Genomic DNA, 23,762 nt, shown 5'->3' on the forward strand with positions numbered 1-23,762 from the left:
GAATTAAGATTTTTTATCTTTTTTAATTTTACGTGTAGATAACAATGCTAGCCCTGAAAGTAATGCTGCACCTGCTAAAGGTCCTGAATAATCTGTTTCACCAGTATAAGGCAATTCATTTATTGTATGTTGATTATTATTAGAGCCATTTACATTATCTTTATTATTTTGTTCAGTTTGATGAGTAGATTCCATAGAGTTTAACTTATCTTCTTTAACTTTTATAGCTTCTAGTTTAGTAATTGTTTGTTTGACTACTTCATCAACAGTTTTATTATCATTAGCGTCTTCAATTTCATTAAATGAATCATTCAAAATTTGAGAAATTAAATTTTTAGCTGCTAATTTAGCTTGATAACTAACCTTATCATTATCTTCAATGTTTCGAATGATTTCATCCGCTTTGTTTTGAATGATACGTTTGGCATTAGCTTTTTTATGAGTTTGTAATTTTAATTTTTCAAATTCTACTTTAAAGTTATTCAAACTATTATCTACTTCTTCATTTGTTTCTGAGTCATTCACTTGCATATGAATACGATTGACTAAAGCTTTTAATTTGCTAATAAATGCTTGCTTCTCTTCAACTGTCGCATCACTATTTACTTCAACAGCATGAATTTTAGCAGAAAGTTGTTGATGTAAGTATGATTTCGCATCAGATTTCTTATGTGCATTGATTTGAATTAAATCTAATTTAGCTAAACCGTCGTGAAGTGTTTTCGATACATCAGCATTAGCCTCAGAATCTTGTATTGCAAGATTAATAGTATTAACTATCTCAGCAAGTTTATTTAATACTTCTTGTTTTTCTTCAATAGTTGCATCCTCAAATTTCTCAAACTCATTTTTCTTCTTATTAGCTACATCTTGAATTTGCGCTTTTGCTTGAGGTTTAACTTCAGTTGTAACTTTCACCTCTTCAATTTTCGGTAAAGCAAGTGCTTTGGCTTTATCAACTTCTTTATTAGTATGAGCAGATAATATAGATTCATTTGCCTCATTTATCAATTCATCTAAAGTTTTTAAAGCTGCATTTTTCTCTTCAGTAGTAGCATCTTTATTAGAATTAATTGTAGTTCGAATTTCCTCAGCTTTCTGTTGTACTTCTAACTTAGCTTGAGGTTTCTTACTAATTAGAGAAAGTATAGATTCTATATCTTTAATACTTTGATTTTTAACTGCTTCGACCTCATCATTCGTTTTAGCATCATCAATTTTAGCAGCATATTCACTAGACGCTTCTACGAGTTTATCTATAGCTACCGCTTTCTCTTCGTCTGTAGCATCATTATTTTCACTAATAAACGCTTTTTGAGCGTCTAATTTAGCTAAAATTTGTTTCAAAGCTGCAGGTTTAATGCTATTAGTTGGTTCAATATTTAAAATTTTATTAATAATATCATTTTTAATATCTTCAACTTGTTGGTTTTTAGTCGCAGCATCTAATCGTACTTCACTCTGTTTAATTAAATCATCTACTAAAAGTATAGCCGCATCTTTTTCTTCTTTAGTCACTTCAGAGTTGTTGTTTATTTTAGCTTTTTGATTATTAGCTTGTTGTTGGATTTCATCTAAAGCAAATGGTTTTACTTGAACTTCCGGATTGATAACAGAAAGTAAAGAAATTGCATCTGTTTTAGCGACCATAACTTCACTATCTGCTTTAGCTTCACGGATTTTATTTTGGGCATCATTAACAATAGCATGAACTTTATCTAATGCATTCTGTTTTTCCTCATCCGTAGCATTAGGTGTATTGTTAATTGATAATTTAATTTCATCTGCTTTTGTATTTATAGCTTTTCTAGCAGTTGGTTTTTGAATTACATTAATAACAATATTGTTTAAATCATTTAAACCAAATACCTTTTCTTGAGCCACTTGTACATCTCTAGTATCCTTATCGATTGCACCTAAGACAGCACTTAATTGATTTTTCACATGGTTGATAGCATCATCACGTTCTTCTGTAGTAACATCAGGTGTATTTTCAAATGTTTTAATTAATTGATTAGCTAAATTGTTAAGTATAGTTCTAGCATTAGATTTACTTACAACTTCAGGGAAAATTGTTTTAATTTGCTCTGATATGTTGTTGTAAATGTCATCTACACCAGCATTATCACTTGCTAAACCGATTTCTTTTTTCGTAGCACGTAATAATTGTTCAACTTTATCTATAGCATTTTGTTTCTCATCTTCTGTCGCATCAGGAACTGCATTAATAATAGCTTCTTGAGCATCAACAATATCATAAAGTTTTAGTATTGCATTTCGCTTCTTATGATATTCTGGTTCAAATTGTTTAATCGTATTTAAAACATTATCTTTTGCTTCAGTTACTTGTGAATTTGTTTGGGCTTTATTAATTAATTCTATAGCTTTTTGAGCTTCTTCATTTACGAATTGTGATGCTTTATCTTTCTCTTCTTGTGTAGCACTGAAAGCTTGACTTATTCGGTCGATTTTTTCTTGTTTAGCATTATTAATTGCGTCAATTGCATTCTGTTTAACACCTATTACTGGTTCAAAAGTATTAATACTGTTAGTACCGTTCTCTTTAGCTTGATCTACTTGAGCATTAGTTTGTGCTTGATTTATATTAGTTTTAGCTTCTTGAACAAATTGATCTAAATGATTTAACGCTTGCTGTAATTCGTCCGTAGTTGCATTAGGTAATTGATTAACCTCGTTTTGTTTTCTTTTAAGTGCTTTATCAAGCTCAACCCTAGCAGCTGGTTTTTTAATGATAATAGGTTGAATATCTTTAATAGATTCTATGCCCTTATTCTTTTCTACGTTTACTTGATCTGTATCTTGTGCTAAACCAATTGAATTATTTGTTCGATCAGTAACCTGTTGAAGCTGTTGGGAAGCCACTTCTTTCTCTTCTGTAGTAGCTTCAGTATTATTAACAATTTCATTTTGTTTTTCATTACTTTTAGCAACAACATCTGCTTTAGCTCTATCCTTAACATCAGTAGATGGTTGTATATTAGCTATAGCTTTTGAATCTTCAGATATTATATTTTGAACATCTTGATTTGTATCAGCGTGTTTTAATCTATAGTTAGATGAATTTAATTCTTGTTCAACTAATTCTTTTGCTTCCAATTTTTCTTCTGTTGTGGCATTGCGATTACTGTCAATTAAGGCGTTTTGTTCATCTGCTTTCGCTTTTAATGCTTTTCTGGCATTTGCTCTTACTTCAGTAGATGGTTGTATTAATGCAATTTTTTGTATACTTGAATTTTTAGCATTGTCAACTTCATCATTAGTTTGGGCATTTTTAATGTTAGCCTTACCTTCTTCATAAGCTTGATTAATTTTATTTAGTGCATCATTTCTCTCTTCTAAAGTCGCTTCTTTATTTTTGTCAACTTCACTATTTTGTGCATTAACTTTTGCACCAATTTCATCTATTGCTGAACGTTTCTTTCTCGCTTGAGGTGTAATAGCTTCTATTTTAGGTCTAGAATTATTTAAGATTCCGTCTACTTCACTATTATGACTTGCATTGTTAATTTGTGTAGTTGCAGTATTTAATTCATTATTGAGTCTCTCAATAGCTTCGTCTTTCTCATCCTTAGTAGCTTCAGTGTTGCTATTAATCACTTGTTTTTGATTCTCACCTAATTGTGAAAGTTGTTCTTTCACATTTTGTTTTTTAACAACTTCAGTTTGAACAGCTTTCATATCTTGAATTGCTTTTGCTTTAATTTGGTTAACTTCATCTGTTGTATTAGCTTTGCCTATGTTAGCATTTGCTTTTTCTTGGATACTATCTACTTTATTATTTGCTTCTTCCATTTCTTCAGCAGTTGCATTAGGTGTTTGATCAATTAAATCATTTTTATTTTTAGCTTCTGTTGAAAGAGCCTGAATCGCATTTGCTTTTACCGATGTATCAGGATTTATTCCTGTGATTACAATAGTTCCGCTATTTTTTGCATCTTGAACTAACTGCGTTGTCGTAGCATTAGTAATATTATTTAATGCCTCATTTTTAGCTATGTTGACTTTATTAATAGCTACTGCTTTTTCTTCAAATGTTGAATTATTATTATCATTTATTTTGTTTATTTGATTTTGAGTAGTTTGTTCAATGCCTTGTTTAGCTGCTTGTTTCACAGTTGTTTCTGGCACTATTTTTCCTATTTCTGCAACACCAGTATTTTCAGCTGCTTGAACTTCGTCATTTGTAGAAGCTTGATTAATATTTTGAAGTGCACTAGTTTTCGCAGTTTCTAATTTCGTTAAAGCTGCCTGTTTCTCTTCTGAAGTAGCTTCTTGATTATTATTAATAAGTTTTGTTTGTTCTGTTACTTTATTATTGATTACATCATTTGATGCAGGCTTTTTAACAATATTAGGCTGAATATTTTCAATACTTGCCAAGTATTGTGTTTTGGCATCATTAACATTTTGATTTGCTAAGGCTGAATCAATTGCATTATTTGCCTTCGTTTCTTCCTGTTTTAGTTGATTAAGTGCTTCATCTTTTTCCTCTGTTGTAGCCTGACGATTAATATTAATTTGTTCTCTTTTATTATTTATAGCATTTGCTACATCAGCTTTTGCAGTTGTTTTAGTTACTGTTGATACCTCAATTTGTTGGAGATTTTGTTTACCTGCTTCAAACTTTTCATCCACTACAGCATTCGTTTGAGCATTACTAATTTCTGCTTTAGCTTTAGTTAAAGCTGCTTCAATAGATTGCGTTGCCGTATTTTTTTCTTCAGTAGTAGCTTGAGAATTATTTCTTATGTCAGCTTTTTTACTTTCTGCCTGAGCAATTAAACTATTGATAGCATCTTGTCTCTTATGAGGTTGGGCATTGATAGCACTTATTGCTGTGATTGCTTTAGATTTTACATTATCTACTTGAGCATTTGTATCCGCATTGTTAACATTTTGTATTTCTTCAGCTAATTTAGCATCTACTTGTGCTTGTGCTGCATTTTTTTCATCATCAGTCGCGTTGTTATTAGCTAAGATTAACTGTTTTTGTTCATTAGCTTTTTGTTTTAATTCATTAATAGCAGATTGTTTCTTGTTTACTTTTGCATGAATATCGTTAATAGAGTTAATTCCATCACCTTTGGCACGTTTAACTTCCTCAGTAGAATGCGCTTGATTGATGTTTTGATTAGCCTGAGCCAATGAAGTATTAACTTCTGTGATAGCATCTTGTTTCTCTTCTTGAGTTGCATTAGGCGTGTTAGTAATTTGAGCGATCTGATCATCAGCTTTATTTTGTAATTCTTGTTTAGCGTTAGACTTAACAGTTGTAGCTGGGTGAATTAAACTCATCTCATCCATACCTGTGTTTTTAGCATTATCTACTTGAGCATTTGTTTGTGCTTGATTAATACTACTAATTGTTTTTATTTTGCTTGCTTCTAGAAGATTTTTTGCGACCTCTTTTTCTTCATCTGTTGCATCGTTGTTATTCGTAATTAAGTCATTTTGTGATTTAACTTTCTCTTGAACAGCATGAATAGCCTCTGCTTTTTTAGTTGGATGAGCATGAATAGTTTCTAATTCATGTATTCCATTTTCTTTATTTTGATCTACTTGTGCATCCTTAGTTGCTTGACTAATTAGATTTTTACTTTCATCTTTTTTTTCAATTAAACGTTGTATAGCTTCATTTTTCTCATCTGTTGTTGCATCAGGTGTAGAATTGATAGCTTGTTTAAGTTGCTCAAACTTAGCATCAATTTCCCTATTTGCGGTTGGTTTCTTTGTTACATTAGGGATAATAGTGTTTATTGTATCAATAGTAGTAGTTTTTGCATCAATTACTTGTTGATTTGTTTGAGCTTGATCAATATTTTGATTACCTGTATTTTCTTCTGTTTTTACTCTATTTTTAGCTTCTTGCTTTTCTTCATCAGTTGCATTAGCCGTATTATCAATTACTCTATTTTGTTCAGTTACTTTGGTTTCTATATCTTGTTTAGCGGTAGGTTTTTGTTGTGCATTAGGTTCAATATTATTTATTGCACTTATGCCATTTGTCTTAGCCTGAGCAACGCCTTCGTTATCCGTTGCAGTTTGAATATTATTTTTTGCTTCATTAGCTTTTTGGTTTGCTAATTGAACAGCTGTATCTTTTTCTTCTGTTGTAGCAGTTTGATGCTGGTTAATATTTTCTATTTGTTCACTTAATTTACGATCAATATCACTCTTAGCATTTGTCTTAGTAGATGTTGACGATTGAATTAAATTAATATTATTAATACCCTCATTTTTAGCACTAGTTACGGCTTGATTCATTGTTGCACTATTAATATTGTTTAGTGCTTCTTGTTTAGCATTATTTATTCTGCCTATCGCTTCTACTTTCTCTTCCTCTGTTGAGTTATTGTTATTATTGATAACATCAGTTTGTTCATTAGCTTTTTGTTTAACTGCATCTCTAGCGGTTTCTTTCTCTATTGCTTGAGCTGTGATTTGCTCTATTGCAGTCATTGCATTTGCCTTAACACTATTAACTCCTTGAGATGTATGTTCTGTATTAATTTGTTGTTGAACTTTGGCTAGTTCACTATTAACTTTTGCAATAGCAGTTGCTTTTTCTTCATCAGTTGCATCTGGTGTCGCTTTGATTAAACCAATTTGCTCGTTTACTTTATTTTGAACAGCCTTTCTAGCTTCTGACTTAATTGTAGTAGTTGGGCTAATTTCATTAATTTTATTAAGACCGTTATCTTTTGCTTCTTTAACTTGTTCTTTTGACTTTGCTATTTGAATGTTACTATTAGCTTCAGCTTTTGCTTCTTCTACTTTTGAATTAGCTTCAGCTTTTTCTTCGTCAGTAGCATCAGGTGAAGTTTGGTTTTTAGCTATGATAGAATCTGCTTTTTTAGCAATTTCATTTTTAGCATTAGTTTTTACAGTCGTAGCAGGAGTAATTGAATTTATCGTTTGAGTTCCATTAGTCACTGCGCTATCTACTTGAGCGTCTGTATCTGCGTTGTCAATATTATTATTGATGTTAGTAATTGCTGCATTTACTAAATTCTTTGCATCATCTTTTTCTTCAGTAGTAGCGTTATTATTTAAGTCAATTTCATTATTATGATTTTGAGCGACATGATTAATATTTTCTTTTGCTTGAGGTTTTTTATTAACTGTAGTGTTAATACCATCTAAAGTTTGAATTCCATTAGTTTGTGCTTGGTCAACATTATCATTTGATTGTGAATTACTTATTGTTTGTAATACAGCATCTTTAGCTTGCGTTAATCTTGTTAATGCTTCATTTTTCTCTTCTTGAGTAGCATTAGGGGTTTGATTGATTTGATCTTGTTTTGTTTTAAATTTCTCATTTATTTTTGTACGTGCTTGTTGTTTTTTATTAAAGACAGGATGAATATTTCCAATATTACTCAATCCAGCATTTTTAGCTTTTTCAACCTCTGTATTAGTTTGAGCTTGTGAAATACCACTGTCAGCCTCAACTTTAGCTTGATTTACACTTTCTATAGCACTTTGTTTTTCTTCAGTAGTACCTTCATTATCATTAGTTATTTCTCTTTGTTTGTCATTCACTTTAGAGGCGATTTCTTCTTTAGCTTGTGGTTTCTTTAGAACATCTACATTGATGTTATCGATTGTTTGTGTAGCATTTGTCTTAGCATTATCAACGTCATTATTTGATGTTGAACGATTAATTTGTTGTATACCATCATTAAGTGCCTGATCAACCTTGGTATTAGCAGCGTTTTTCTATTCATCAGTTGCATCTGGTGTTTGGTTAAGTGTAGCTTTTCTTTCTTGTGCCTTTTGACTTAATTCCAAAATTGCTTGATCTTTTTTAATCGCATTAGGTTGATCTAGATTGATAGTGTTTACACCATCTTGTTGTACATTTTTAACATCTGAATTTGAATGAGCATTAGTAACATTGTTCAAAGCTTCTTGCTTATGTGCATATACATTATTAATTGCTGTCTCTTTTTCTTCATTAGTTGCTTTGTTATTAGCATTGATTTGTTGAATTTGAGAAGTTACTTTATTTTCAATTGCTTCTCGTGCCATTCGCTTAACTGTAGTGTTAGGATTGGCTGAATTAATAGCATTCTGACCACTTGTTTTTACTTGGTCAACCTCATTGTTAGTAGATGCAGAATTAATGTTTTGAGTAGCTTGAGCTAATTCTCTCTCCACTTTACTTTCAGCTTCCGTTTTTTCTTCGGTCGTAGCTTCATTATCTCTTTGAATGTTCTGTTTTTGTTGCTGCGCTACCGTGTTTAATTCATTAATAGCTTGCTTTCTTTTAACAGGGTTAACACTTAATTGATTAATTGTATTTATTGCAGCATCTTTAGCGTTAGTAACATCATTATTTGTATTAGCATTTTGAATATTTTGCAAAGCTTGTGTTTTTGCTTGGTTTACATTGTTTAAAGCAATATTTCTCTCGTCTTGAGTGGCTCGAGTGTTTTGATTAATTTCAGTGATTTTATCTTGAGCTTTTTGATTGATTATTCTTCTAGCTTCGGCTTTTTGTTGAGGGTTTGGAATGTCCGAAGAAATGTTATTAATACCCTCATCTCTCGCTGCATTAACAGTACTCTCTGTTTCAGCCTCACCAATTTTTTGTAGTGATTCCGAAGAATGATTATCAACTTTTTGAATTGCGACATTTTTCTCTTCATGCGTTGCCTCATTATTTTGGTTAATTAACGCTTTTTGATCAGTAACTTTATTATTAATGGCTTCACGTGCTTTAGGTTTTATTACTGGTTGAGGAGTGTCTGCAGCCAAGGTAGTTAGTCCAGTATTTTTAACTTGCTCGACACCTTCATCAGTTGTTTGATCATCAATTTTACTGAGGATTTCATTCTTATCATTATCTATTCTCTCCGTTAGAGCTTCTTTTTCTTCAGTAGTTAATTCATTGTTAGCTTCCGCTTCATCACTCATATCTTGTGCTTTATTATTAATTTCTTGAGCTGCGTCCACCCTATTAATTAATGTATTCTGTAATTGATGTAACAAACTATCGATTTCAGCTTGGGAAACTCTCTCATTAATTGGTTTATTATTAGCTTCTTCTTCAAGTATCGTTTGTGCTTGTGCTTTTAATTTTTTATAAGCGTTAAAAGAGGCTAAAGTATAATTTGAAGGTATAACTTCTTTATTCACTTGTTCTTCTAAATCGTCTTTATTCATTTTTACATCAATTGTAAATGGTGTTTGTTGCGCAGTTACAGTATTATCATTAGTATTTAAGTAATATTGAGCATAAGTTTTATATGTTATTGATTGATTAACTGTAACTTGTCTAGGCGTTGGAATATTAACAGGTCTTAATTTATATTTAATATTTAAAATTTTATTAGGTAAAAATTTAGCATCTTCTTGATTACTACTAGACTTATTCACACCATTACTTGTGAAAGTCAGTGTATTAGTTTGTCGATTGTAATTTACACTTAAAGGTTTAATTGTAGTATTTGGCATATTTCCATTAACGAACGTAGCTACAGTAGAATCATCAATATACTCAAAGTTTTCTGGTAATTTAACCGTATAAATTAATTTATTAGTATCTAACGCAGCAGCGAAATTACCATCATTCTCTATTCTAGTACTCACTTCAAATTGTTTATTATTCTTCACAGCATCATTATTTTCCTTAGGGAGCACCTTCAAATGAGATCCTGAAGCGATATCAATGGAATCTATAAGTGAGTAATATTTATATCCATCCTTTAATAGAGCCACTCGGCGAGTGTCAGTCATAATATCATTATTTGGTAAAAATTGAACTTTAACTCTATTAACATTATCTGGAATTTTAACTAATCTCCAAATCCCACCATCTTGAACATCTTGTTTCACAATTTGCTTATCATTATCTGCATTTTTAACTATTAAATATGTTCCACCTTTACCATTATTGGCAGGCATTGTATTAAATCCAAATATTAATTCTGAATTTGGATTAACAGTGAAATCTTTTTCAACTCCATTGAAACCTCCATGATCATTAACATCTGTCCCTCTTGATCTACCTAGAACCAATACATTACCACTTGCTTGATAGTTTCTAGGATCGCCACTATGAAATACATTGGTACGCTCAAGTTCACTATTAACTAACCCTACACTACCACCATTAATCATTTTGAATCCTTTTAATTCATTTAGGACTTTTACTTCAGGTTTATGTCTGTTATTACTAGTAGTAATACCTAAATCATCAAATGTTAACGTTGTTTTTATACTGTTTGATCCCGTATTACTCAAATTAGGATCATTAGCTGTCGTAGCTGTGTTTGCGTTGTTGCTATCTCCAGCTGGTAAATCTCTTCGGCTTCTTTTTTTAGGTAAATTACTTTCTTCTCTTACTATCTTAGTATCGTGTGTGATTGGATTTGACGTATTTTTAGCATCTTTAGATGACTTATCATTAGCCTTAGCTTCTAAATAGTGTTGAGTTGTGTTATCAACATGTATAGCGTTCTCATCGATAGTAGAATTCGTATTAGTTGCTAAAGTATTAGTTTCATTTTCTAATTCATTTGATTCATTATTAGTTAGAGATTGTGTTTGATCTAGTGTATTGCCTGTAATTTGTGAGTTATTCAAATTATCAGATTGTTCTAAATGAGTTGTACTTGGTTTATTATCACCTTGAATAACATCGTTGTTTAATTGTGCGCTTGATTCTTCAGTTGACACATTTTGTCCAGAGCCATTTTGCACTGTTCCTTCAGAACTTTCGGGTTGAGTTGAGTCTAGTTCTGATGCAGAGGCTTGTGATGGATGCGCTAAAAATGTAACAGTCGCAATGAGTGCCGAAAAAATTCCAATGTTAAATTTTCTAATACTAAATTTCTGTTTTCTAAATAGATTCATTAAGTTGTTCCTCCTAGATGTTGATTCTTTGATGTTAGTTTAATGTGAATAATTATTTTCATGATGTTTAGAACTTTTTAAAAATCTGACTGCTGGTTTATTGAACACAATCTTTTTAGTCTGTTTAATTTTATCATCTATAATATTTAAAATCTACTATTGTATAAAATTATTTTAACTCAATTGAAATTTATTAATAATATTTTGTTTCCTAACACATAACATATTGCAAAAATCTTTTTTTGTACAAAAAAACACTAGCCCTTGTCGGACTAGTGTGATAAAAACATTTACTTAAGATGAGTTTAAATACTGTCGATAACAGTACCTTCATCTCCCCATTCATTCATGCCACCTTCAACATTAACAGCATGAATACCTTTATCTTCAAGATATTCAACGACTTTAGCACTTCTAGCTCCAGCAGCACAGATAATATAATATGTTTCGTCTTTATTAAACTCATTTAAGTTATCAGGAATTTGATCCATTGGAATCGTTTTAGCTCCAGGAATAACACCCATAGCTGTTTCTTCATCATTTCTAACATCTACGATATTAACTGGATTAGAATCCAACACTTTTTTCTTTAGTTCATCTACTGTAATTGATTCCATTAATAATCTCTCCTTAATATTTATTTAGCAACAATGTTAACTAATTTTTGAGGTACTGCGATAATTTTTTTAATCTCTTTACCTTCGATACTCATTTTAACATTATCATTAGCCAAAGCTAAATCTTGCATTTCCTCTTTTAATAAATCTTTTGGAATATTTAATTTAGCACGGACTTTGCCATTAACCTGAACTACAATTTCAACTTCATCGTCAACAAGTAGACTTTCATCAAATGTAGGCCATGGTTGATAAGTTATAGTTTCATTATGACCTAGTTTACTCCATAACTCTTCACCAATATGAGGAGCAATTGGCGCTAACATTTTTACAAAACCTTCAATATAAGGTTTATAAATTTCATTAGCTTTATAACAATCGTTAATAAATACCATTAATTGACTGATTGCAGTATTAAAGCTAAGCGCATCGAAATCTTCAGTTACTTTTTTAACTGTTTGATTGTAAACTTTGTCTAATGATTTATCGTTAGACTCTACAATCTTGTTATTTAATGAGCCATCTTCAGTAACGATAAGTCTCCATACACGATCAAGGAATCTTCTTGAACCATCTAAGCCGTTTTCACTCCAAGCAATTGCTGCATCAAGTGGTCCCATAAACATTTCATATAGACGTAGTGTATCCGCGCCATGTGAAGATACGATATCGTCAGGGTTAATAACGTTTCCTTTAGATTTACTCATTTTTTCATTGCCTTCACCTAGAATCATTCCTTGGTTATATAATTTTTGGAATGGTTCTTTTGTAGGAACTACACCTAAATCATAAAGAACTTTATGCCAGAATCTTGCATATAATAGATGAAGTACTGCGTGTTCTACCCCACCAATATATAAATCAACTGGTAACCAGTGCTTTAATTTTTTAGGGTCAGCAATCATATTTTCATTATCTGGATCAATATAACGTAAGTAATACCAACAACTACCTGCCCACTGAGGCATTGTATTCGTTTCACGACGTCCTTTCATGCCTGTCTTTTCATCAATCACATTTACAAATTCATCAATATTAGCTAAAGGAGATTCTCCAGTGCCAGAAGGTTTAATTTCACTAGTTTCTGGTAGTAATAAAGGTAATTCTTCTTCAGGCACAGTTGTCATTGAACCGTCTTCCCAATGAATAATTGGAATTGGTTCACCCCAGTAACGCTGTCTGCTAAATAACCAATCGCGCAGTTTGTAGTTAACTTTTTTCTCACCAGCGCCTTTATCTTCTAATAACTCAATTGCTTTACTAATGGCAGCTTCATTTTCAAGACCATTGAGTTCACCTGAATTAACGTGCTCACCTTCACCAGTGTATGCTTCTAGTTGAACATCTCCGCCTTTGATGACTTCAATGATTGGTAAATCAAATTTCTTTGCAAATTCATGATCACGTTCATCATGTCCAGGAACCGCCATAACTGCACCAGTTCCATATGTTGATAGTACATAATCAGCAATCCAAATTGGTAATTTCTCACCAGAAAGAGGATTAATTGCATATGCACCTGTGAAAACGCCTGTTTTTCCTTTAGCTAAATCAGTACGTTCTAAATCTGATTTCTTAGAAGCTTCTTCTTGGTAAGCTTTGACTTCTTCTTGTTTGTCTTCAGAAGTAATGCTATTAACAAGTGAATGTTCAGGACTTAATACTAAGAATGACGTACCAAAAATTGTATCAGGACGTGTTGTGAAGACATCAATTTTATTATCAGTGTCCTCAACATTAAAGGATACTTTCGCACCTTCAGAACGACCTATCCAATTACGTTGCATATCTTTAATTGATTCAGGCCAATCTAAGTCATCTAAATCTTCTAATAAACGATCTGCATATTCAGTAATTTTTAGTACCCATTGTTTCATTGGTTTACGATAAACTGGGTGTCCACCACGCTCTGAAACGCCATCAACGACTTCTTCGTTTGATAAAACTGTGCCTAAAGCTGGGCACCAATTCACCGCAACCTCATCAACATATGCTAAACCTTTATTATAAAGTTGAATGAAAATCCATTGTGTCCATTTGTAATATTCTGGATCAGTGGTATTTACTTCTCGATCCCAATCATAACTAAAACCTAATTCTTGAATTTGACGTTTAAATGTTTGTACGTTTTTCTTAGTAAATTCACGAGGGTCGTTTCCAGTATCTAACGCATATTGTTCAGCAGGTAAACCAAAGGCATCCCATCCCATAGGATGTAGCACATTATATCCTTGCATACGCTTATATCTTGAAACAATATCAGTAGCTGTGTATCCCTCAGGATGTCCTACGTGTAATCCTGCACCAGATGGATAAGGAAACATGTCTAACGCATAAAATTTCTTTTGACCTAAATTGTCACTTGTTTTAAATGTTTTATTTTCTGCCCAATAATCTTGCCATTTTTTTTCAATTTCCTTGTGATTGTAATTCAACACATTTCCTCCTATTTCATAAAAAAGACACCTCTACTATTGTGTGTATAAAGGGACGACAGTGTTGCCGCGTTACCACCCTTATTCGCTTATCAAGCGCACTTCATTAAAATAGTTAGAGATGTCTCATTAAATTCATTTAATTATTGGAAACGATTTAGTCCTTAACACTAGTTCTCACCACTACTAGTTCTCTGTAGAAAAGCCTCTAAATGCTTCTTTCTATTCATTTTTAATCTTATGTTATCAAACGTATTATTGCAAGTAGTTAAAGCTATTTCTTCCATATTATATTTATTTAGAAGCTTTTGATTTTCTTCTCTTACGTCTTCTAGGTATAGGGGTTTCATTTTTATCTTTAGGCAAACCTCTATCAAAGATGCTTAGGAAAATGAGTCCGAAGCAAAGTAATACTATCATTCCTACAAACATCATACTCATATTCATTGCATCTACGAGTACACCACCAATAAACGGTCCAAAGGCTTTACCAACTGTAGAAGCAGAGTTTACAAAGCCTTGGTATTGACCCTGTTTACCTTCAGGTGCAAGTTTATTGGCAATAGTAGGAACTGCAGGCCATACAAACATTTCACCAAATGTAAGAATAACCATACCTACAACGAAAATAGCAAAGTGATGCGCAAAACTTGTAACAAGGAAAGAACACATAAAGATTAAAATACCAACGAACATTTGATGTTTTAAGTTCCCTCTTAAAATTACAATAATTGGTCGAATAAGTGGTTGTGCTACTAAAATCATAATACCGTTTATTGTCCAAAGAACACTATATTGAGACATAGAGATATTGATTGATTGAGTAAAGGATGCAATTGTTGTTTCCCACTGAATATAGGCAATCCAACAAATAGCAAACATCGCACATACCAACATCATTGCTGTAAAACGTTTTCTATTTTCTTTACTTTTTAAATCAACTGCATCTTGATGCTTAACTTTAGCATGAATTTCCAAATTAAATTGTGTAATTGCAACAAGAGCAAATAAAACATACATAACTAAATTAGCTAGAAAAATAAAATTAAAGCTAAATTCAGCAACAAATCCTCCAAGTGCTGCGCCCAATGCAACACCTATATTTTGCGCTAAATAAATGGCATTAAATGTTTGTCGTCCCCCATTTGGCCATACTGCTCCGGCCATAGCATAAATTGCTGGGACAATCATACCGCCACCAAAACCTAATAACACGAGCCAAATTGCATACCATGGCCAACCATGAAATAGATTTAACAGCGTAGTACTGCACAAACATGTAATAGTACCTATAAGTATGGTTTTATAACCACCAAGTTTATCAAATAAGGTGCCCCCTAGTAAGTTACCAACAACCATGCCAAATGAATTAATCATTAAGACAATACCAGCAATTGTAAGACTTTTATGAAGTTCTTCCTTCATATAAATAGTGTTTAAAGGCCACAAAAAACTGGCGCCAGTGATATTTAAGGCCATGCCAATAACTAGCCACCAAACTGATTTAGGTATATTCATATCTTGAGTCCCTCTCTTTATGTTTTTCTCAATCTACAATAGACACTATAACACTAAAATATGTTAAAATCTGTACTTAGAACTAAAATAGAAAGGAAAATGTATTATGGGTAATTTTTTCCCGTATGCTTTTGAAAATAAACGATATCACACATGGAATTATCATTTAAAAAATAAATTTGGACGAAAAATATTTAAAGTTGCTTTAGACGGTGGATTTGACTGCCCTAATAGAGATGGTACTGTCGCACATGGAGGTTGTACTTTTTGCTCAGCTGCAGGAAGTGGTGACTTTGCTGGTAACAGAACTGATCCCATTGAAGTACAATTCCAACAGATTAAAGAAAGAATGCATGAAAAATGGAGCGAAGGACAATACATTGCTTACTTCCAAGCCTTCACTAACACACATGCGCCTGTAGAAGTGCTGAAAGAAAAATATGAACCAGTACTTAAAGAAGAAGGTGTTGTCGGTTTATCCATAGCCACACGTCCTGACTGTTTACCTGATGACGTAGTAGAATACTTAGCTGAACTCAATGAACGAACTTATCTTTGGGTTGAGTTGGGCTTACAAACTGTTCATCAAACTACTTCTGATTTAATTAACCGTGCACATGACATGCAAACGTATTATGAAGGCGTAGCGAAATTACGTAAACATAACATTAATGTATGTACTCACATCATCAATGGTTTACCAGGCGAAGATTACGATATGATGATGGAGACTGCTAAAGAAGTTGCGCAAATGGATGTTCAAGGCATTAAAATTCACTTACTTCATTTATTAAAAGGAACACCAATGGTAAAACAATATGAAAAAGGCATGTTAGAATTCATGAGTCAAGAAGACTATACAAATTTAGTATGTGATCAACTTGAGGTCATTCCTCCTGAAATGATTGTTCATCGTATTACAGGTGATGGCCCTATCGATTTAATGGTTGGACCAATGTGGAGTGTAAATAAATGGGAAGTCCTAAATGAAATTGATAATGAATTAGAACGTAGAGGCTCTTATCAAGGGAAAAAATTTGAGCAGAAGGTTAAATCATGAAAATCGAGCGTATTCTCCCCTTCTCAAAGTCATTGATTGATAGTCATGTTTGTGAGAGTAGTATCGTCATTGATGCTACTTGTGGAAAAGGTAATGATACGCTATATCTTGCTGAAAAAGTCACTAATGGGTTTGTTTATGGATTTGATATTCAGAAAGAAGCGATAGATAATACTCAACTCAAAGTAAGTGATTTTAACAATGTTTCTTTAATTCAGGACAGTCATGAAAATGTAAAACAACACGTCTTAGAAAGACATCTAAATCTCATTGATTGCGCTATATTCAATTTAGGTTATTTACCCAAAGGAGATAAATCAATAGTTACTAAACCGGATTCAACTATTAAAGCTATTGAGGAAATATTTGATATGATGCGTGTCGAAGGTATTATTATTCTAGTTATTTATCATGGACATGATGAGGGTAAATTGGAGCGAGACGCACTTTTAAAATATCTTAAAGAACTTGATCAACAGAAAGCGCATGTTTTACAGTATCAATTTATTAATCAAAAAAATAATGCACCTTTCATATGTGCAATTGAAAAAAGAATATAAATATATAAAAGATCTTATTCTCACCTTTGATTTAAGCGTAGAATAAGATCTCTTTTAATAATAAAATATAAGACTAGTTAAACAGCTAAAATTGATTTTAAACTATTTTGCATTGGCTCTGATTTACTTCTAATTGATTGTCCAATAAAGTTAAGTAAATCTTCTTTTTGGGAATTGAGTTTTTCATTATAATGAATAATTACAGTTCGTTCATCATCTTGAGGTCTTTCTTTATAAATCCATTCAAGATTAACCAAATTGTTGTACGTTCTTGTACGTTTATATGGCTTAATGTGAACGAATTTATCCATTTGTTTAAGAGTCATTGAACCTTCTTCCCAAAGTGTAAGTAAAATTAAAACTTCTTCTTTAGACATTTTATACTCTTTTTTGATTGTATCAAAAATCGAGTTAATGTCAGAAAGTAATGCCTCTAATTGCAAAATTCCATGTACTCTCTCTTTTTCACTTTTAGTCAAAATTAACATCTCCCAAATAAAATAACTGTTAATATTTTTCTAAGTTAACCGGTTCTCCCTTAATAATTAAAACCGGTTAAATTAAAAAAATATCTAATTTTCCCTATTATTTAATTGAATGTGTTAATTTAAAATCAAATTTAGTGCCTTTGATTAGAACTAGACTAGAAGCATTAGTACATATAATAAAACATCCCAAATAATAATATAATTTTAGTTCAACTTCTAGTCTCAATACATATTAAAATTATATTATTTATACAAACAAAATATATCAAGTTCCTAATTAAAATGCAATGTTTTTGTTAAATATCTCTATTAAAATTGTAAATTGTTTTTAGTTACAATAAAATGATATTTTGAATTAAACATTCTAAAAAAAAGAGCTTACATTACGCAAGCTCTTTCTTAACCTAAATATCTTCTATTTCTTCCTCTTTAACCACAAACCCCATAGTGTTAACACTATTATTTAAAAAAGTAAGAACATATCTCATAACTTGATCTCTCTCGGGTTCATTATGAATTTCATGATATAAACCATTCCAAGCCTTAAAGTACAATTCATTACTAGCTAATTTATCTTTAAGTTCTATGATAGCATCAGTTTCTAAAATTTTATCTTCAGTTCCATACATGATAAGCGCTGGTAATGGTTTAATATCTTTAATATGATCCATTGTCTCTTTCATTTTTTCAACGATTAAGTTATACCAACGATACGTTACTTTCTTCAACATGAGACCATCATTATCTGTTTCGTCAATAATTTCATCATTTCGAGTTAAATCTTGTGAAGAGATGCCCACTTTGAACCTAGTATCCTTGGACATCTTACCTAAATTAGAGATAATTTTATTCTTTCGACCTTTACCAGTTCTTCTAAGTTCTAGCATAGGAGACAATAGCATTACACCTTCAATAGGTAATTCAGCCTTTTCTAAGAGATTTACGACAATTAAACCACCTAAACCAACACCTAAAACAAAGGTAGGAATTTTATATTCATTGGCTATTTTGATCCATTCTAATAAATTTTCATGATATGTATTAAAGTCATCGATTTGACCTTTATTTGCTCGTGAGGTTTGTCCCTGTCCAGGCAAGTCTCCCATAATAACATGATAACCATTTCTTCGTAACATGGTAATAACGTATGCATATCGTCCAGTATGTTCTAAAATATTATGAGCAATGACTACGACGCCTTTTGCGTCATTTTCTGTTTCCCACTTCCACATTCTAAGACTGCCCCTTTTTATTTATTCTTTAATAGTACAATTATATCAAAACAAACATATTTATTACCATTTTTAGCATAACTTTCACTTAAAATTAATGTAATTGTAGATATTACCACCTTAAACATAAAGTATAAAACTACTCTATTAGTGGTTTAATGCGTTATGTAAACGCTTTCTCAAACATTAGTTTCGTGATACACTATTTTTAAACATTAATGTATCAATGTATTGGAGGTATTACATATGTCACTTTTCCGAGATTTTTTTATCGCATTATCTAATAATACTTATTTAAATGAAACTGCTAAAAAGGTTGGCCCTAGAATGGGTGCTAATAAAGTAGTAGCTGGAAATACTATTCCTCAACTAATTGAAACAATTCAATATCTTAATGAATATAGAATTGCGGTCACTGTTGACTGTTTAGGCGAATTTGTTGAAACTAAAGAAGAAAGTTTACATGCAAAACAACAAATTTTAGAAATTATTGAAGCAATTCAATATTTTAATGTTGAGGCACACATGTCAGTTAAAATCAGTCAATTAGGCAGTGAATTTGATTTAGATCTTGCTTATGAGAATATGCGTGAAATACTTCTTAAAGCAGATGAGTGTGGCAAAATGCACATTAACATTGATACTGAGAAATATCATAGTTTACAACAGATACAACATGTACTTGATAAACTCAAAGGAGAATTTAAAAATGTCGGTACGGTAGTTCAAGCGTACTTATATGAAGCTGAAGATTTAATTGATAAATACCCAGACTTACGATTGCGATTAGTTAAAGGTGCTTATAAAGAAGATGAAACTATCGCCTATCAAACCAAAGAAGACATTGATTCCAATTATATTAAAATTATAGAGAAAAGACTTTTAAACGCACGTAATTATACATCAATTGCGACACATGATGATCAAATCATTAGTCATGTTAAACAATTTATGAAGAAAAATCACATTGAAAAAGATCAAATGGAATTTCAAATGTTATACGGCTTTCGTTCTGATCTTGCTCAATCCATTGCCAATGAAGGCTATCATTTTACAGTTTATGTTCCTTTTGGAGATGATTGGTTCGCTTACTTCATGAGAAGATTAGCTGAAAGACCTCAGAACCTGTCACTTGCATTTAAAGAATTTTCAAACCCTAAAGTTTTAAAAAGGATAGCCCTCTACGGCAGCGTGGCCACAGGCTTAGCCTCAACCCTAGCCATAGCAACCAAACTACTCAAGAGGTAACAAACCAAACGACACGGAGAAGTAAACTACGCACCATTATCACTTCTCCGTGTCGCTTTGCTTTGTCTATATTTGTTTGATTAGGTTAGCCATTTCAATTGCGCTTACTGCTGCTTCAGAACCTTTGTTCCCTGCTTTTGTACCCGCTCTCTCAACAGCTTGTTCAATACTTTCAGTTGTTAAAATACCAAAAATAACTGGTACCTCTGATACTTCATTTGCCTTAGAAACACCTTTTGCAACTTCATTACAAACGTAATCATAATGAGAAGTAGCCCCTCTAATAACACATCCAAGTGTAATTACTGCGTCATAGTCACCTTTTCGAGCTAATTTCTTAGCAACTAATGGAATTTCAAAAGCACCCGGTACATATGCAACATCAATTTGTTCTTCTTCGACCTCATGACGAATTAATGTATCTTTCGCACCTTCTAATAAACGACCTGTAATAAAATCATTAAATCTGCTTACTACAATTGCAACTTTTAAATTTTTACCTACTAATTTACCTTCAAAATTCATATTTTATTTCCTCCTTAATGTGTTTACATACTCAATTTACAATTAAATTAAGTGACCCATTTTCGACTTTTTCGTCTCCATATATTTATGATTATATGCAGTCTCAGGAACAATTAATTCAATTCTATCTTCAATGTTAATACCATATTCTTTTAATCCTTCAAATTTTTTAGGATTATTACTTAATAAGTTAACTTTTTCAACGTTAAAATATTTTAAAATTTGAGCAGCTATATTATAGTCTCTTAAATCTTCATCAAATCCTAAAGCGAGGTTTGCAGTTACGGTATCATAACCTTTTTCAATCAATTCATAAGCTCGTAATTTATTCATCAATCCTATACCTCGTCCTTCTTGTGGTAGATATATAATCATACCGCCGTGTTCATCGATGTATTTCATTGATGCTTCAAGTTGAGCACCACAATCACATCTTTGACTGTGGAATATATCACCAGTTAGACATGAAGAGTGTATACGAACATTTTCATTTGAACGAATTGATCCTTTAGCAATCACTACAATTTCTTCATCACTTAAGTCAGTTGTAAAACCGTACATATCAAATTTTCCATAATCTGTCGGCATATTAACTTTAGCATTTAACTTCACATGTGACTCAGATTGCTTACGATATTCAATTAAACTTTCAATCGTAATCATTTTTAAGTTATGGCGTTCCTTGAAACTTTGTAAGTCTTCACCTCTAGCCATTGTTCCATCATCATTCATAATTTCACATATCACACCTGCTGGTTTAGCTCCAGTTAATTTTGCTAAGTCTACAGCCGCTTCTGTGTGACCATTACGTTCTAGTACACCATTATCTTTAGCAATTAATGGGAATAAATGACCAGGGCGATTGAAGTCTTCGGCATTAGCATGATGATCTATAAGTGCTCTTGCTGTCATTGTTCTCTCATAGGCACTAATACCTGTAGTCGTATTTTTATGATCTACACTCACGGTGAAATGTGTACCATAAGCATCAGTATTATGCGGTTCCATAGCATTTAGCTCTAACCTTTTAGCAATTGAAGTATCTAAAGGTGCACATATGAGACCACGTCCTTCTTTTGCCATAAAATTAATCGTATCGTCAGCCATCCATTCAGTAACTGCGATAAGGTCACCTTCATTTTCTCTGTCTTCATCGTCTACTACAATGATACTTTCACCTTTTCGCAAAGCTTCTATAGCTAACTCAACTGTATCAAATTGCATATAAATTCCTCCTAAAAACCAAATGCACGCAATTTATCTTCTGTTAGTTCAGATTTTTGATGATTCATGATATTTTCCACATATTTAAAAAGTACATCTGTTTCTAAGTGAACTGCATCGCCCACTTTTTTATCTGATAAAATTGTAGACTTACGCGTCTCTGGAATAAGATGAATATCAAATGTGGTTTCATGAAGATCAAAGACTGTTAAACTTACGCCATCAACAGTGATAGAACCTTGTTGTACCATTTGATTTAAAACATTTTTTGAAGTTTTGATTGAAATTATTTTTGAGTTAGCTGATTCATTAACTTTAGAAATCGTTCCAAGTTCATCAACATGTCCAAGAACAAAATGTCCACCGAATCTGCCATTACCACTCATCGCTCTCTCAAGATTTACTTCAGCCTGACGTTGTAAATCGGCTAGGTAGGTCTTATTTTCAGTACCTTTAATCACTTGGACTGAGAAAGCTGTATCATTAAAATCAATCACCGTTAAACATGCGCCGTTTACACTTATAGAATCACCGATATGCATATCTTCAAGAATGCGATTCGCTTTAATTTCTAAAGTTCTCACTGATTTCTCAGAACGCACTTGTTGAACGATACCAATTTCTTCAACGATACCTGTAAACATAGGCATTCACTTCTTTCGTAGTTTCAATTTTAAATTTTGATTAATTAACTTGGAATAAACAATTTCAAATTGAGTTGCTTCAGGTAAATCAATGACTTGATCAGTTTTGTAAAATTGATGTTTACCTGAACCACCTATTAATTTCGGGGCTAAATAAAGAATGAGTTCATCTAAATGATGAGATTGGAGAAATTGTGAAGTAACATTTGGACCTGCCTCGACTAGCAGTTTTCCAATACCTCTTTGATATAAATCTTTTAATATAGCTGTACTATCGCATTTTTCTAAACAAATAATTTCTATATGTTTATCATTACTTTGATTTTTTAAATTTTCATTTTCAGTATAAATCCAAATAGGTGAAGCAGTATCTGCAAATAGCTGTTGCTCAAAATCAATTTGTCCTGACTTTGATAGAATAACTCTAATTGGATGCTTACCATCCTGAACTCTAGTCGTATACAATGGATCATCAGCGTCTATCGTTTTTCTACCTGTTAATACAGCATCATGCTCGTGACGCAACTTATAAACATCTTCTTTAACTTCTTTATTAGTTATCCATTTACTCTCATCAGAATCAGTGGCTTGTTTGCCATCTAAACTTGATGAAACTTTAACAGTTAACTCTGGAATGCTATTTCTTTTAGCAGTAAAGAAGTCTTTATAAAGTTCAGCGGCATTCTCATTAAATTGAAATTCAACTTCAATACCAGCTTCTTTAAGTATTTCATCACCCTTAGAAGCTAAGGTAGTATCTTTTACCGCATAGATAACCTTACGAATACCAAATTCAATAATTTTATTTACGCAAGGTGGTGTAGAACCATGATGAGTACAAGGTTCTAAAGAAACGTATATAGTTGCATCTTTAGCATTTTCTCCCGCCATATCTAATGCTTGTACTTCTGCGTGTTTATCACCCTTTTTCAAATGGGCGCCTAGACCGACAATTCTACCATCTTTAACCACTACAGAACCAACCGGCGGATTTATACCAGTTTGACCATCAACCATTTGAGCAAGTTGAATGGCATAATTCATAAATCGACTCAATTTATCACCTCAACAAAATAAAAAAACCTTACACCAATTTAATTAGGCATAAGGAGATTGATAATATATCTTTAAATAAGCATATTTGTTTACTATAAGACATAGTCCTACAAATTTGCTTGTCGAGTAATTATATTCTTTCTCCCATCCAGACTTTCACTGTCGGCTCTAGATTCTCACTAGATCAGCCACCAATATTATTAAATATTAGCAGGTCGCAGGCTTAATTTACTGCCGGTTGGGAATTACACCCTGCCCCGAAAGAATTATATGA

Annotated in this window: 14 protein-coding genes and 1 riboswitch; of the genes, 3 read left to right on the plus strand and 11 right to left on the minus strand. The window is 32.2% G+C overall.

Annotation, left to right across the window (positions count from 1 at the left end; all coding sequences use genetic code 11):
- Positions 1-3: 3 nt before the first annotated feature.
- From HMPREF2642_RS10975 to HMPREF2642_RS10990, 5 genes are all read right to left on the minus strand, one after another.
- On the minus strand, positions 4-7,563 hold the full coding sequence (locus HMPREF2642_RS10975; protein ID WP_256276649.1) for a DUF1542 domain-containing protein: 7,560 nt from the start codon (positions 7,561-7,563) through the stop codon (positions 4-6).
- A 177-nt stretch (positions 7,564-7,740) separates the two neighbouring features.
- Positions 7,741-10,881: a SasC/FmtB family protein gene (locus HMPREF2642_RS11910; RefSeq protein WP_256276650.1), complete on the minus strand. Its 3,141-nt coding sequence runs from the start codon at positions 10,879-10,881 to the stop codon at positions 7,741-7,743.
- A 305-nt stretch (positions 10,882-11,186) separates the two neighbouring features.
- A complete protein-coding gene (locus HMPREF2642_RS10980) occupies positions 11,187-11,498 on the minus strand; it encodes a rhodanese-like domain-containing protein (RefSeq protein WP_002434691.1) in 312 nt (103 codons plus the stop codon).
- 20 nt (positions 11,499-11,518) lie between these two features.
- The gene (gene leuS, locus HMPREF2642_RS10985; protein WP_172969458.1) at positions 11,519-13,936 is read right to left on the minus strand and encodes a leucine--tRNA ligase; all 2,418 of its coding nucleotides are present in this window, start codon (positions 13,934-13,936) and stop codon (positions 11,519-11,521) included.
- Between the two features lie 291 nt (positions 13,937-14,227).
- Positions 14,228-15,451, minus strand: coding sequence for an MDR family MFS transporter (locus tag HMPREF2642_RS10990; protein WP_070597871.1), 1,224 nt, complete (start codon positions 15,449-15,451; stop codon positions 14,228-14,230).
- 106 nt (positions 15,452-15,557) lie between these two features.
- On the opposite strand from HMPREF2642_RS10990, the gene HMPREF2642_RS10995 reads away from it, so the two are divergent.
- Together HMPREF2642_RS10995 and HMPREF2642_RS11000 are read left to right on the plus strand one after the other, a co-directional pair.
- Positions 15,558-16,511, plus strand: a complete 954-nt coding sequence (locus tag HMPREF2642_RS10995; protein WP_070597872.1) for a tRNA modification radical SAM protein MnmL/YtqA — start codon at positions 15,558-15,560, stop codon at positions 16,509-16,511.
- Positions 16,508-17,071, plus strand: a complete 564-nt coding sequence (locus HMPREF2642_RS11000) for a tRNA 5-(aminomethyl)-2-thiouridylate-methyltransferase MnmM (protein ID WP_070597873.1) — start codon at positions 16,508-16,510, stop codon at positions 17,069-17,071. Before HMPREF2642_RS10995 ends, HMPREF2642_RS11000 begins: the two co-directional genes overlap by 4 nt.
- Before the next feature lie 77 nt (positions 17,072-17,148).
- Here the strand turns inward: HMPREF2642_RS11000 and HMPREF2642_RS11005 are convergent, their stop codons facing one another.
- Complete coding sequence (locus tag HMPREF2642_RS11005; protein WP_002434669.1) at positions 17,149-17,550, minus strand: transcriptional regulator, SarA/Rot family; 402 nt, start codon at positions 17,548-17,550, stop codon at positions 17,149-17,151.
- Positions 17,551-17,963: 413 nt separating this feature from the next.
- Positions 17,964-18,791, minus strand: coding sequence for an alpha/beta fold hydrolase (locus HMPREF2642_RS11010; protein WP_049427363.1), 828 nt, complete (start codon positions 18,789-18,791; stop codon positions 17,964-17,966).
- Positions 18,792-19,037: 246 nt separating this feature from the next.
- On the opposite strand from HMPREF2642_RS11010, the gene HMPREF2642_RS11015 reads away from it, so the two are divergent.
- On the plus strand, positions 19,038-20,039 hold the full coding sequence (locus HMPREF2642_RS11015; protein WP_049427366.1) for a proline dehydrogenase family protein: 1,002 nt from the start codon (positions 19,038-19,040) through the stop codon (positions 20,037-20,039).
- Between the two features lie 66 nt (positions 20,040-20,105).
- On the opposite strand, the gene ribE (HMPREF2642_RS11020) is transcribed toward HMPREF2642_RS11015, so the two are convergent.
- Genes ribE (HMPREF2642_RS11020) through ribD form a run of 4 tightly spaced genes read right to left on the minus strand, consistent with a single transcriptional unit; the run spans position 20,106 to position 23,488 of the window.
- Entirely contained in the window at positions 20,106-20,564 is a 459-nt protein-coding gene (ribE, locus tag HMPREF2642_RS11020) for a 6,7-dimethyl-8-ribityllumazine synthase (protein WP_002434688.1), read from the minus strand.
- 42 nt (positions 20,565-20,606) lie between these two features.
- Positions 20,607-21,788, minus strand: a complete 1,182-nt coding sequence (locus HMPREF2642_RS11025) for a bifunctional 3,4-dihydroxy-2-butanone-4-phosphate synthase/GTP cyclohydrolase II (RefSeq protein ID WP_023350073.1) — start codon at positions 21,786-21,788, stop codon at positions 20,607-20,609.
- A gap of 11 nt (positions 21,789-21,799) precedes the next feature.
- On the minus strand, positions 21,800-22,432 hold the full coding sequence (gene ribE / locus HMPREF2642_RS11030) for a riboflavin synthase (RefSeq protein WP_049427367.1): 633 nt from the start codon (positions 22,430-22,432) through the stop codon (positions 21,800-21,802).
- A gap of 6 nt (positions 22,433-22,438) precedes the next feature.
- Positions 22,439-23,488: a bifunctional diaminohydroxyphosphoribosylaminopyrimidine deaminase/5-amino-6-(5-phosphoribosylamino)uracil reductase RibD gene (gene ribD / locus HMPREF2642_RS11035; RefSeq protein WP_002453491.1), complete on the minus strand. Its 1,050-nt coding sequence runs from the start codon at positions 23,486-23,488 to the stop codon at positions 22,439-22,441.
- A 132-nt stretch (positions 23,489-23,620) separates the two neighbouring features.
- Positions 23,621-23,757: riboswitch (FMN riboswitch) on the minus strand.
- Positions 23,758-23,762: the final 5 nt, after the last annotated feature.

This window comes from Staphylococcus sp. HMSC055A09 (assembly GCF_001809655.1).
GTDB lineage: Bacteria > Bacillota > Bacilli > Staphylococcales > Staphylococcaceae > Staphylococcus > Staphylococcus capitis.

Excerpts from the sequence above, each read along its gene's own strand:
- HMPREF2642_RS11910 (WP_256276650.1), bottom strand. The coding sequence starts at position 10,881 with ATGAATCTATTTAGAAAACAGAAATTTAGTATTAGAAAATTTAACATT.
- HMPREF2642_RS10980 (WP_002434691.1), bottom strand. The coding sequence starts at position 11,498 with ATGGAATCAATTACAGTAGATGAACTAAAGAAAAAAGTGTTGGATTCT.
- HMPREF2642_RS10990 (WP_070597871.1), bottom strand. The coding sequence starts at position 15,451 with ATGAATATACCTAAATCAGTTTGGTGGCTAGTTATTGGCATGGCCTTA.
- HMPREF2642_RS10995 (WP_070597872.1), top strand. The coding sequence starts at position 15,558 with ATGGGTAATTTTTTCCCGTATGCTTTTGAAAATAAACGATATCACACA.
- HMPREF2642_RS11000 (WP_070597873.1), top strand. The coding sequence starts at position 16,508 with ATGAAAATCGAGCGTATTCTCCCCTTCTCAAAGTCATTGATTGATAGT.
- HMPREF2642_RS11010 (WP_049427363.1), bottom strand. The coding sequence starts at position 18,791 with ATGTGGAAGTGGGAAACAGAAAATGACGCAAAAGGCGTCGTAGTCATT.
- HMPREF2642_RS11015 (WP_049427366.1), top strand. The coding sequence starts at position 19,038 with ATGTCACTTTTCCGAGATTTTTTTATCGCATTATCTAATAATACTTAT.
- ribE (WP_002434688.1), bottom strand. The coding sequence starts at position 20,564 with ATGAATTTTGAAGGTAAATTAGTAGGTAAAAATTTAAAAGTTGCAATT.
- HMPREF2642_RS11025 (WP_023350073.1), bottom strand. The coding sequence starts at position 21,788 with ATGCAATTTGATACAGTTGAGTTAGCTATAGAAGCTTTGCGAAAAGGT.
- ribE (WP_049427367.1), bottom strand. The coding sequence starts at position 22,432 with ATGTTTACAGGTATCGTTGAAGAAATTGGTATCGTTCAACAAGTGCGT.